At 61.2% G+C, this 11975-nt stretch carries 9 protein-coding genes; 7 read left to right on the top strand and 2 right to left on the bottom strand.

Annotated elements, in window-relative coordinates; genetic code table 11:
* Positions 1-106: 106 nt before the first annotated feature.
* On the top strand, positions 107-1264 hold the full coding sequence (locus JQN66_RS17025) for a hypothetical protein (RefSeq protein ID WP_204676065.1): 1158 nt from the start codon (positions 107-109) through the stop codon (positions 1262-1264).
* A 91-nt stretch (positions 1265-1355) separates the two neighbouring features.
* Here JQN66_RS17025 and JQN66_RS17020 read toward each other — a convergent pair whose 3' ends face one another.
* Positions 1356-2129, bottom strand: coding sequence for an IclR family transcriptional regulator (locus tag JQN66_RS17020; RefSeq protein WP_188947994.1), 774 nt, complete (start codon positions 2127-2129; stop codon positions 1356-1358).
* 217 nt (positions 2130-2346) lie between these two features.
* On the opposite strand from JQN66_RS17020, the gene JQN66_RS17015 reads away from it, so the two are divergent.
* The 5 genes from JQN66_RS17015 (at position 2347) to JQN66_RS16995 (ending at position 8337) form a co-directional block, all read left to right on the top strand.
* Entirely contained in the window at positions 2347-3732 is a 1386-nt protein-coding gene (locus JQN66_RS17015; RefSeq protein WP_204676064.1) for an NAD-dependent malic enzyme, read from the top strand.
* 80 nt (positions 3733-3812) lie between these two features.
* A complete protein-coding gene (gene aceB / locus JQN66_RS17010; RefSeq protein WP_204676063.1) occupies positions 3813-5444 on the top strand; it encodes a malate synthase A in 1632 nt (543 codons plus the stop codon).
* Positions 5441-6697, top strand: a complete 1257-nt coding sequence (locus tag JQN66_RS17005) for a DUF6986 family protein (protein ID WP_204676062.1) — start codon at positions 5441-5443, stop codon at positions 6695-6697. The genes aceB and JQN66_RS17005 overlap by 4 nt, the downstream gene beginning before the upstream one ends.
* An 11-nt stretch (positions 6698-6708) precedes the next feature.
* Entirely contained in the window at positions 6709-7542 is an 834-nt protein-coding gene (locus JQN66_RS17000) for a bifunctional allantoicase/(S)-ureidoglycine aminohydrolase (RefSeq protein WP_204676061.1), read from the top strand.
* Between the two features lie 255 nt (positions 7543-7797).
* Positions 7798-8337 (top strand): hypothetical protein, encoded by a 540-nt coding sequence (locus JQN66_RS16995; protein WP_113607338.1) that lies wholly within the window; start codon positions 7798-7800, stop codon positions 8335-8337.
* A gap of 361 nt (positions 8338-8698) precedes the next feature.
* Here JQN66_RS16995 and JQN66_RS16990 read toward each other — a convergent pair whose 3' ends face one another.
* On the bottom strand, positions 8699-9643 hold the full coding sequence (locus JQN66_RS16990) for a restriction endonuclease (RefSeq protein WP_113607339.1): 945 nt from the start codon (positions 9641-9643) through the stop codon (positions 8699-8701).
* Between the two features lie 584 nt (positions 9644-10227).
* Here JQN66_RS16990 and JQN66_RS16985 point away from each other — a divergent pair.
* Positions 10228-11961: a hypothetical protein gene (locus JQN66_RS16985; protein ID WP_113607341.1), complete on the top strand. Its 1734-nt coding sequence runs from the start codon at positions 10228-10230 to the stop codon at positions 11959-11961.
* The last annotated feature ends 14 nt before the right edge of the window (positions 11962-11975 follow it).

Genomic DNA, 11975 nt, shown 5'->3' with positions numbered 1-11975 from the left:
TCCATCCATGCCACCATCGACTCGAACATTCTGCCCTCCGGCTGTTATCGCCGGGTTATGCGGACTTGGACTCTTGCTGGCCTCCTGCTCCACCGGAGGAAACGGCATGGAGCAGTCTGCGGAAGCCTCGAATCCTCCCAGCGTTTCCTCCAGTGCTTCGAGTACCCCGACTACGCAGGATGCCAGCCCGCCTGCGGCTGAACAGCGACGCCGGATCGAGGGCCTGAGCTGGGCGGACGGCACTCCGGTTGAAGCTTCGGTTGTTTCGGTGGGGGACGCGGTGAAGCGGCCAGACGACGAAATCGCCGATCGCGCAGCGCACGATCTTCCCGAGGGAGAGCAGCTGCTGGGCGTCTTGAGTGATGCCCGCCCCGTCGTGATGCGCAAGGGTCTGCCTTACACCGTCGACGAATCAGGCACGTACTCGTTGTACTGGTCCGATGCCAAGCGAGACGCCGCCACGGACGACACCTCGTGGTCCATCCACGGCGATGCCGTTGTGGCAACAGTCCGCGGCGGCGACGGAAGCTCCACCACCCTGATGGCCTACGACGACAAGGGCGGGATCCAGGAGATCAGGGACTTCCAGAAGGTCAGCGACTCGAACAGCGAGTCCCTCGTCCTGGACAGCGGCAAGGTGTACTGGAGCGAAGCGGACGCGAATGCCTACCGCGTGGCTTCGATCCCCTTGGCCGGTGGAAGCAAAAAAGTAGAAGCCGAGAACGCGGGGGCCGTTTACCGCACCGACCAGGGCATCGCCGTGCTCAAGCAGGAAGAGCCTCGATCCGCGGACAAAATGAACCAAATCGGCGGCGTGCGGCTTCTCGATGGCACCGAATTGCTTCGTGCCACGGACGAGTTCGAACTGGGAGGATTTAGCGGCGACCCGTATAGCCCGAGGCCGATCATGAAGGGCGGTTCCAGCATGAGCTTCAACCTTGACAGGGGTGAAAACAGCTTCGACGTGGCCGTGCTGAATTTCGAGACCAAACAGGCTTGGCTCATCGAGATACCGGATGGCCGGATCCCCTTCGGGCAGTCAACCTCGGGATCCTACTCCTTCATTGCCTGGTCTGCAGAACAGATGGATGAACTGGGGGCCTTGGGCAATGAAGCGGTAGCTCTCGATGCGGCGACGGGCGAGCTCTTTGCCTTCAGCCCGGAAAACAACTTCGAGAATATTTTCGGCAACGACAAGGCCTTGGCGTGGAGTACCAAGAGCGGCTCGGGCTCTGTGAGCTTCGCCAGCGAGATCCTCAAGTAGGGCGAATCCAGCTTCGCGCCCATTAAGGAGAAACTGCCCGGGAGCCACGCATGGTGAAATGCGGGCAGCCCGGGCAGCAGGATCCGATGCGCTAGTCCGCGGCGGCAACGAGCTGGCGGCCGAGCTCGCGGGCGGCCTCCTGGAGCTCGGGCACCGCGTGCGCCATGAAGGCCTCGTCCACGCGGGTGACCGGCCCAGACACCGAGATGGCCATCGGGGTCGGCGCACCGGGAACCGGGACGGCGATGCAGCGCACGCCCAGCTCCTGCTCTTCCTCGTCGATGGCGTAGCCGCGCTCGCGGGTCGCTTCGACATCGGTGAACAGCTTGCCCAGCGTGGTGATGGTGTTCGCGGTCTTCGGCGGCATGCCGGCTTGGGCCACCAGGCGCTGGACGCGGTCGTCGTCGAGGACGGACAGCACCGCCTTGCCGACGCCGGAGTTGTGCAGCATGGCGCGGCGGCCGACCTCGGTGATCATGCGCATGGAGTGCGGTGACTGGACTTGCGCGATGTAGGTGACCATGTCCCCGTCCAGCACTGCGATGTTCGCGGATTCGCCCAGCTTGGCAACCAGCTCCTTGAGAACAGGGGAAGCCAGGGCCCCCAGCTGGCGGTTGGCGACCTCGCCGAGGCGGATCAGCCGCGGGCCCAGCGAGTAGCGGCGGTTGGGCAGCTGCCGCACGTAGCCGACACCGACCAGGGTCCGCAGCAGGCGGTGGATGGTCGGCAGCGGCAATGGCGTGTCAGCGGCCAGTTCGCTCAGGGCCGCTTCCCCTCCGGCACGGGCGATGACTTCGAGGAGTTCAAACGCGCGTTCAACGGACTGGACGCCGCCGGTCGTCGACTTGCTGGTTGTCTGCGTCATTTATGACTCCTCGTAGCCTCTGGATCGTGGAAGTTGTTGGTAGTTAACTTCTGCGATGCGAAATCTTTTCTCTAAGAATAGCCCCATGGCGAGCAAGGATTCCATGATGCGAAAAAAATAAGTGTGAAAAGTTGTGTCACACTGCACAAAATGACCTTGCGTTTTCATTTTGAGGATATTAGTATCCACTATACGGAAACTTTTACAGGAGGACCTCATGGCAGCACCTAGCCCGGGATATTCATTGACGCTTCGCGTGGAGACCCCAGCGTCGATCACCGCGACCAGCGAATTGGCTGCAGCGGTTGGCTCGGCTGGTGCCCACATCACCGCCCTCGACGTGACCGAATCCCACCACACCCACATGGTGGTCGACGTTTCGTGCAACACCATGGATGTCGCCCACGGCGAGCAGGTGCGCGACGCGCTGAACGAGCTGGACGGCGTGAATGTCCGCAACGTTTCGGACCGCACCTTCCTGATGCATTTGGGCGGCAAGCTCGAAGTGGTCCCCAAGGTCGCGCTGCGCAACCGCGACGACCTCTCCCGCGCCTACACCCCGGGTGTGGCCCGCGTCTGCATGGCCATCGCGGAGAACCCTGCCGATGCCCGCAACCTGACGGTCAAGCGCAACACCATTGCCGTGGTCACCGACGGCTCCGCCGTGCTGGGGCTGGGCAATATCGGCCCGGCCGCCGCGCTTCCGGTGATGGAAGGCAAGGCCGCGCTGTTCAAGCAGTTCGCGGACGTCGATGCCTGGCCGGTCTGCCTGGACACCCAGGACACCGACGAGATCGTCATGATCGTCAAGGCCCTGGCCCCGGTGTACGGCGGCGTGAACCTGGAAGACATCGCCGCCCCGCGCTGCTTCGAGATCGAAGCCCGCCTGCGCGAGGAACTGGACATCCCGGTCTTCCACGACGACCAGCACGGCACCGCGATCGTCACCCTGGCCGCCCTGGACAACGCGCTGAAGGTCGTCGAGAAGAAGATCGAGGACGTGCGCATCGTGGTCTCCGGCGTGGGCGCCGCGGGCAACGCGATCATCCAGCTGCTGGCGGCGCGCGGCGCGAAGAACATCATCGCCTGCGGCCGCAACGGCGCGATCACCCGCGACGAGCAGTACGCCGACGAGCACCGGGTCTGGCTGGCGCAGAACACCAACCCTGAGAATTTCTCCGGATCGCTGAAGGAAGCCGTCGTCAACGCGGACGTCTTCATCGGCGTCTCCGCCCCGAATGTCCTGGACGAAGCCGATATTGCCGCGATGAACGAGCGCGCGATCGTCTTCGCCATGGCCAACCCGGATCCAGAGGTGGATCCGGAGGTTGCGGGCCGTCACGCCGCGGTGGTCGCCACCGGGCGCAGTGACTTCCCGAACCAGATCAACAATGTCCTGGCCTTCCCGGGCTTCTTCCGCGGCCTGCTGGATGCCGGCGTCGCAGACATCACCGATGAGATGCTGCTGGCCGCCGCAGACGCGATTTCCGCCCGGGTGAGCGACGATGAGCTGAATCCCGGCTTCATCATTCCCTCGGTGTTCGACCCACAGGTCGCCACCGACGTAGCCGTGGCCGTGGAACTCGCTGCGAAAAAGGACTAGGCAAGACCCGGGGCTCGTCACCCCTGGCCCTTCGGGGCCGCATCACTGGAACAGAGCACAGAGGTTAAGGAGCAACCCACATGAGCATTTCACTATCCCGCATTCCCCAGTTCGAGGGCGCGGCAGAGATCCTTTCGGATGACGCGCTGGCATTCATCGAGAAGCTGCACCAGAAGTTCGCCGGCACCCGCAACGAGCTGCTGGCCCAGCGCGACGTGCGCCGCAAGCAGTTCTCCGATGCCCGCAGCATCGACTTCGACCCGGCGACCGAAGAGGTCCGCAACGGCGACTGGAAGGTCGCGCCGGCCCCGGCCGCGCTGACCGACCGCCGCGTGGAGATCACCGGCCCGGCCACCCCGGCCAAGATGGCCATCAACGCGCTGAACTCCGGCGCCAAGGTGTGGCTGGCTGACCTCGAGGACGCCTCCACCCCGAGCTGGAACAACGTCATCGACGCAGTGAAGAACCTGTCGGATGCCGCCCGCGGCAACCTGGCCTTCACCGATGCGAAGAGCGGCAAGTCCTACGCGCTGCGCACCGACGAGCCGCTGGCCACCGTGGTGGTCCGCCCGCGCGGCTGGCACCTGCCGGAGAACAACGTGCTGATCGACGGCAAGCCGGGCGTCGGCGCGCTGGTCGACTTCGGCCTGCACTTCTTCCACAACGCGAAGGTGCTCACCGAATCCGGCCAGGGCCCGTTCTACTACCTGCCGAAGATGGAGCACTACCTGGAGGTGCGCCTGTGGAACGAGGTCTTCACCTTCGCGCAGGCCGAGCTGGGCATCCCGTACGGCACGGTGCGCGCCACCATGCTCATCGAGACCATCCCGGCCGCCTTCCAGATGGACGAGTTCCTCTACGAGCTGCGCGACCACGTCTCGGGCCTGAACGCCGGACGCTGGGACTACCTGTTCTCCATCATCAAGACCTTCCGCGAAGCCGGCGATGCCTTCATCATGCCGGACCGCGCGGACGTGTCGATGACCGCGCCGATGATGCGCGCCTACACCGAGCTGCTGGTCAAGACCTGCCACAAGCGCGGAGCCTTCGCGATGGGCGGCATGGCCGCCTTCATCCCGAACCGCCGCGAACCGGAGGTCACCGCCGCCGCCTTCGAGAAGGTCCGTGCGGACAAGACCCGCGAGGCCAACGACGGCTTCGACGGCTCCTGGGTGGCCCACCCGGACCTGGTCGGCACCTGCATGGAGGTCTTCGACTCCGTGCTGGGGAGCAAGCCGAACCAGCTGGACAAGCAGCGCCCCGAGGTCGAGGTCACCGCGGAGCAGCTGCTGGACATCGCCAGCGCCCCGGGCTCGGTCACCGAGGCCGGCGTGCGCCTGAATCTCTACGTGGCGGTGGCCTACACCGCCGTGTGGCTCTCGGGCAACGGCGCCGTGGCCATCCACAACCTGATGGAAGACGCCGCCACCGCGGAAATCTCCCGCTCGCAAATCTGGCAGCAGATTCGCAACAAGGTCGTGGCCGCCGACACCGGCAACACCATCACCGCCGAACTGGTGGCAACCATCCTGGCCGAAGAGGTCGAGAAGCTGCGCGGTGAGGTCAACGACGCCGAGCGCTTCGCGAAGTACTACGAGCCGGCCGCCACGCTGATCGGCACCCTGGTGTCCGGACGCGATGAGGACTTCGCGGACTTCCTCACCACCGGCGCCTACGAACTACTGGAAAAGGAATACGTGACCAAGCCATGAGCAACGTCTTCGATGAGTCAACGCTCGCCGCGGTAGAGGCCAAGCTGGCCGCTACCGACCAGCTGCTGGCATCCGCCTACCCGGGGGATTCCGGCGCCCGCCAGCCGGTGCACACCGTGTACGTGCCGGGGGACAAGTTCACCGTCGGCCTGCCGGAGGCCTGGGGCTCCAACGCCCTGGCCGCCGCCGGCAACGCCGCGGGGCTGGCCAAGCTGGCAGCCAAGCTGAACCTGGCCGAACCGGAGCGCCTGGGCGAGCTGGTGGCCGCGAAGCTGGCGAGCGAACCCATCGAAGATTTGCGTCTGGACTTTGAAGACGGCTACGGCAATCGGCCGGATGCCGAGGAGGATGCAGCGGCCTTGGCCGCCGCCGACTCGGTATCCGCCGCCGTAGCCGCCGGCAAGGCCCCGGCCTACATCGGCATCCGTTTCAAGTGCTTCGAGGCCCCCACCCGGGCCCGCGGCATCCGCACCCTGGACCTGTTCATCTCGCGGCTTCTCGCCAACGGCCCCCTTCCCGAGGGGCTGCGCCTGACGCTGCCCAAGGTCACCACCGTGGACCAGGTCGAAGCCATGGTCTTCCTGGCCGAAAAGCTGGAGGAAGCGCACGGCCTGGAGGACGGGCGCATCCGCTTCGAGGTGCAGGTCGAGACCCCGCAGGTGATCATCGCCGCGGACGGCAGCCACCCGGTCGCCGCCCTGATCCACGCCGGCCAGGGACGGGTCTCCTCTCTGCACTACGGCACCTACGACTACTCGGCCTCGCTGGGGGTGGCCGCCGGCTACCAGTCCATGGAGCATCCGGTGGCCGACTTCGCCAAGGATGTCATGCAGGTCGCCGTGGCCGGCACCGGCGTGGAATTGTCCGACGGCTCCACCAACATCATCCCGGCCGGCGATCCGGAGAACATCGCCGCCGCCTGGGCGCTGCACGCCCGCCTGGTCACCCGCCACCTCACCCGCGGCATCTACCAGGGCTGGGACATGCACGAAAACCACCTGGTGACCCGCTACCTGGCCACCTTCGCCTTCTTCCGCGAAGGGCTGGAAGCGGCCGGCACCCGCCTGCGCAACTACGTGCACAAGATCGAATCGGCCATCATGGACGAGCCCGCCACCGCCCGTGCCCTGGCGCGCTACATCCACCGCGGGGTGGCCTGCGGCGCGGTGGGCGCGCAGGAAGTCACCGATCTTGCCCAAATTACACTTGCCGAACTGGAAGCGATCGCGCTGAATCGCTCCCACGCAAACTAGGAGATTTTCCCATGACCGTTCCAGCCCAGGTGAAGAGCCCGTACTACAACACCTACGGCGGCCATCCGCCGCAGACCGACCTGCTGACCGACCGCGCGATCGTCACCGAGGCCTACACCGTGATCCCCAAGGGTGTGCTGCGCGACATCGTCACCAGCGTGTTCCCGGAGTTCACCGACACCCGCGCCTGGGTGCTGAACCGCCCGGTCGCCGGCGGCCCCACCACCTTCTCCCAGGTGATCGTGGAGATCGCCCCGGGCGGCGGCGCAACCAAGCCCGAGCCGCAGGCGGGGGTGTCCAGCTTCCTGTTCGTCGTCGGCGGTGCGCTGACCCTGACGCTCGACGGCGAGGAGCACGTGCTGGACGAGGGCGGCTTCGCCTTCGTTCCGCCGAACGCCGTCTGGTCGCTGAAGAACAATGAGTCCGAGATCGTGACCTTCCACTGGATCCGCAAGCGCTACGAGGCGCTGGACTACGTTTCGGCGCCGAAGGCCGTGGTGGGCAACGAGAAGGACATCGAGCCGGGCCACATGCCGGACACCGACGGCAAGTGGCGCACCACGCGCATGCTGGATCCGCAGGACCTGGCCTACGACTTCGGCGTGAACATCGTGACCTTCGAGCCGGGTGCATCCATCCCGTTCGCCGAAACCCACGTCATGGAGCACGGCCTGTACGTGCTGGACGGCAAGGCCGTCTACCGTCTGAACGACGACTGGGTCGAGGTCGAAGCCGGCGACTACATGGCGCTGCGCGCCTTCTGCCCGCAGGCCTGCTACGCCGGCGGACCGAGCAACTTCCGCTACCTGCTGTACAAGGACCAGAACCGCCAGATCACCTTGTAATCGATAGCTTTTCAGACCGCCGGGGCCAGCACCCGCGAGAACCCGCCGCTCGTCGGCGCACCACGTCCACCTCATGTTCCAGTGATGTTTCTTTTGCTCGGGCATGGTGAATCGGCGTACGGGTTGTCGCAGGGTGCTGGCCCCGGTTTTTCCGTCGCGGACGGCGGCGCTGTCCACCCAGGGTAGGACAGCCACCCGGAACAGTTGGTACTTGGCGCCGATGTTCGAAACATCGAGTCTTCATAGGGTTGATTCATGCTCAAGAAAAAGTTTGTGATTGCCGGACTTCTGGCCCTGCCGCTGGCGGCGGCGCTGACCGGCTGCGATGTCGGGGAACTGGCCCAAGACCGTCTCGATGAATCGACCACCCGCAGTGCTGCCACCTCGGAACAAGCAGTCAAGGAGGGCATCCTGCCGGGCTGGGTTCCCGCCGGCGGAACCGCTGTGGAATTAATCCAGCGCAACACCGGCAGTGAACGCATTTTCGTCATGGACTATGACGGGGAGCTGCCGAAGAAATCCTGCATTCCGGTGAAAACCACGGGCGCTCCGAGCGCCGAGGAACTTGCCGCCGCCTACGCCTCCGACGAGCGTGTCAAGCGAATGGACCCCGAAGAGATCTCAACAACGCGGACCTTGGACGCAGAATGGTGGCCGGAGGAAACCCAATCCCGCACCACAGATTTGTGCGGACGGTTCTGGGTCAGCCAGAGCGGCGGCAAGCTCTATGCCTTCGCGCCGGATGCGATCGGCACGGTGGAGAAAATCCAGCAGGAGCGCGAAGCAAATTCATGATGACGAGCTGCCGATGCATCGCTTAGCTTGATCACTACTCGTCGACACAACCCCTGCCGTTCGGGCGTGAAGGGAGCATGGCAAATGGGTCAGAGAACTTTTCATGAGAGTAGCCTTCTTCGGCCCGGCAAGAAGCGCTTAATCTGGCCGGCACGAAAGCTGGATTTTAGACGGTACCTAACCAACCTCTAATCATCCAAAGACGCTACTTAGCTGTTGAAATTCATCCGGCACTGCTGTCCGCATCCGTACGGTTAATATTGCCGAGAAGTTGAAGAGCCCAAAATGTCAGCTACGACACTTTGGGCTCTTTGACTATTTGTTTCTGTAGAAAGCCACAATATCTGACCGGATATGTGGTCTACTCGAAGAAATCCTCATCGATGTCTACCACATCGTAGCTTTGCTTCACCTGAACCCCCACGCGGTACTTGATCATGAGTGATACTAGCCGCTTACCGTCGATGAGGACGATACGATTTTGAATGGCTGCTGCGTATTCGCGGGCATGCTGGGTGAAATGGCTGGTCGTGATGAACACGCCCCGGCTGGCGCCGAATCCGTGAAGTGCGCCAATGAAAGCTTGAATTGTTTCCCGGCTGATCGACTTACCTTCGGCGTAGCGTTTGGCCTGCACATAGATTTGGTCAAGACCAAGTGCGTCCTGGTCAATGACTCCATCCACTCCACCGTCACCCGTGCCACCAATTCTCCGGCCGCGTTGTTCCGCTCCTCCGTAGCCCATCGCAAGTAGTAGTTTGACGACTGCTTCCTCGAAAAATTCAGGGTGGCTGTCTCGTAGGCGTATTAGCAGAGCATCGCCGACGTCGGATGAAATGCGATTGATTCCCTCTTCGATTAGTTCGATCGGATCAGTGGACTCCTTATCCGGGCCCTCAGTCTCGGCTGGAGCGGAGTCTTTTTGGGCCTGTGGCCAGTACGCAGCAAAGGTCCGTTGGGCAACGGCGAAGCTGGAAATGCCGTCGGGATGATCGCCGAACCATTTTTTGCCAGCTTCAGTAATCCGATAATTCGCCCGGACAGGTCGCTCTATCCATCCAGCCTTGAACAGATTGCTAATCGCCCATCCAAGACGTTGCTCTGATCGTAGGCCGCCTGAATTCAGCGTTTCTTCTCGTGCTGAATTCGAGAGTTGAGCGGAGTCGATGGCTCTGCTGACGAGGTCACGACGGTGCAGAGTACTTCCATCAGACAACACAGACAGAACGTGGCGCACGAAGACAGGCCAAATCGGAACTTCTGATTCGAAAGCCTCCGTTGTTGGAGCTTCGCTGCTTGTCGTCATCTATTGTTCTCCTTTGAAAATGCATTCCTGCAAAGCCAGGACGAAGTTATCGAGTCCACTGATCCCGAAGAAATAGCTCGATTTGTGGTATTCAATTTTGGCAACGAGGTTCGCAAACTTTCGTTCGGTTTCCTCAGTCGCATTGACAATCTTTAATTGTCTCATGCCATACGAATCTTGGCATTCCGTACCGCGAGCGGTAGTAGTAGCTTCACGGAGTCTACTGTGGTTTTGAGAATCGAAAGTGGGTGCAACAACCAATCTGGCTGTAGCCCCCAGTGCCTTGCAACTGGCAGCTCTGCGAATGTCATGAAGTCGCTTGAGGAAAAATGGTGTGTGGTAGGCGCGGCGTCCTCGATCATTGTCCGAGGAGTCCTCGGTAAAAGATTCCGGACACGGCCAATCTGCTTCCCTTGTCTCGTGATGATTATGATTTCGATCGTTATTTTGGTCCAGCAGGAACCCATAGCGTGTGAAAAACTCGGTACCTATACCGCCATTTCGTTCCGCTCGGGGATGCCAGACCAACAGATAGGCTGGGCAGGTCCGTTCAGCATATCCACGACCAGTTAAGCGAGTATTCGATGCTTGAAGATCCCGAACAGCAGAAGTTCCTGGATGGGCTGACGCGAGATTTGTTCCAGCTTTCCATCGGTGACCTGCGTCAAGGAATATTGGACTATGCGCAGAAGATGGAGGCGTCCCAACGAAATGGCTTTGCCGAGGTATTTGCCCATGCTTCCGGATCGCTGGGGTATCAGCCTCTAGCGTCACGAATAGCATCTGGAAATCTACTCGAAGACATCGCCGGGCTACATAGCCGACTCGAACAGGGGGAGTACTTCGACGGCTTCGGATGGGATGAAGATATCTACGATGAGCGGTCCTTCGGCGATGAATCTTGGGCGGAGGAATTGACTGACCTGTTCAGCATGACTAGCGAGCTATTCAGTACCGGTGAACTGGACAAAGCGAAGGAAGCCTATGAACGACTTTTCGCAATCCTCGATCTGGATGGCGAGATTGGAATATTCAGCGGGCCATTGTGTGCTGCGGACATGCTCGATCTAGACCTTGCCATCAACCGGACACAATATCTGAGGTGCGTCTACGAACTGACGCCAGAAAACACACGCGCTTCAGAAGTTGCCCATGCATGGTTTGAAAACACGGACTTCGAGGATGCGATAACTCTGCAAGATGTTGACCGATGCCGTGAGTCTGATCTTGTGGATATGGATACCTTCTTGCCTCGTTGGATCAACGAGCTGCAAGCGCGAATGCAGGAACGCCCTAATAGTCGCGTTCGCAAGCTGTTAGTTGAAGCAACCTTGTTCAGCGGCGGACTGGACTCATTGGCCGAACTTGCCCGGAATGCAAGAGTTGCACAGGCAGAGCTATACCGAGATTGGGTCGTGTTGGTGCAGTCATTGGGGAAGGACGAAGTGGCCGTTGCAACCGCGCGTGAAGCATTGGACATCCTCGCCGAACCCGGAAGGACCAGGGCCGAAATCGCCGATATTCTGGCGACCTTGAGCAGTTGCGACCAAAGCCAACGGCTGATGGCCAGGCGAGAGGCCTTCAGATCGGATCCGAATCTATGCCGCTTGGTAATTCTCCATACGGAAGAAGCAAAGCGTACGAATCCGGCGCAAAGCATGCGCAATGAGATCGACTTCTTCCGTTCAGAAAGGCGTGCGACTGAAATTTCGCCTGCAACGTACTTAGCATTGCTGATCCTCGCGGGTCAGGTGGAAGAAGCTATAAATGTTGTCGAGGCAATTCCGGGTGCTGGACGAAATATTGAAGCTGGACAGAAAATTCTCCTGCCGTTCTTGTTGCTTTCCGTACTGGAGAAACCGAGTGTACTTCCCACTACAGGCAGCTGGCTGGCACAGTTGTGGACTGGAATTGACCAAATTGATTCTTTTCTTTGGAACCTTCAAAGCACTGATTTTTTCGATTCTTCGAGTGAGGTAGCAAAATTAGATCGTAATAACGATATGTCGCTTGCCGCGATTCTTATGGAGAGAATTAAAGTTGAACAGCTCTCCGAAGAGCAGCGTGCGGCGCGTATTCGAGCAGCCGAGTCATTGATTGAACGGAGCGTAGTACAGGTTGTCGGCGGCCGGAATCGCCCACTCTATGCGTCGGCCGCAAATCTGATCACTAGCCGTTTGGAAGTCGGCTATTTGACTTCGGACCAGAGCGGAGCTGAACACTTCGCAACGATGCTCGTTTCCAGGTTTCCACGACACCGGGCGTTTCAACAGGAGATGAAACGTTCCCGCCAGAATTCGAAGATCCTCCAACGCTAACGGAAGCCAAGCGC

It is taken from the genome of Glutamicibacter protophormiae (assembly GCF_016894325.1).
Classification (GTDB): Bacteria; Actinomycetota; Actinomycetes; order Actinomycetales; family Micrococcaceae; genus Glutamicibacter; species Glutamicibacter protophormiae.
This window is presented reverse-complemented; position numbering and strand designations above follow the sequence as displayed.

Excerpts from the sequence above, each read along its gene's own strand:
- JQN66_RS17025 (WP_204676065.1), top strand. The coding sequence starts at position 107 with ATGGAGCAGTCTGCGGAAGCCTCGAATCCTCCCAGCGTTTCCTCCAGT.
- JQN66_RS17020 (WP_188947994.1), bottom strand. The coding sequence starts at position 2,129 with ATGACGCAGACAACCAGCAAGTCGACGACCGGCGGCGTCCAGTCCGTT.
- JQN66_RS17015 (WP_204676064.1), top strand. The coding sequence starts at position 2,347 with ATGGCAGCACCTAGCCCGGGATATTCATTGACGCTTCGCGTGGAGACC.
- aceB (WP_204676063.1), top strand. The coding sequence starts at position 3,813 with ATGAGCATTTCACTATCCCGCATTCCCCAGTTCGAGGGCGCGGCAGAG.
- JQN66_RS17005 (WP_204676062.1), top strand. The coding sequence starts at position 5,441 with ATGAGCAACGTCTTCGATGAGTCAACGCTCGCCGCGGTAGAGGCCAAG.
- JQN66_RS17000 (WP_204676061.1), top strand. The coding sequence starts at position 6,709 with ATGACCGTTCCAGCCCAGGTGAAGAGCCCGTACTACAACACCTACGGC.
- JQN66_RS16995 (WP_113607338.1), top strand. The coding sequence starts at position 7,798 with ATGCTCAAGAAAAAGTTTGTGATTGCCGGACTTCTGGCCCTGCCGCTG.
- JQN66_RS16990 (WP_113607339.1), bottom strand. The coding sequence starts at position 9,643 with ATGACGACAAGCAGCGAAGCTCCAACAACGGAGGCTTTCGAATCAGAA.
- JQN66_RS16985 (WP_113607341.1), top strand. The coding sequence starts at position 10,228 with ATGCTTGAAGATCCCGAACAGCAGAAGTTCCTGGATGGGCTGACGCGA.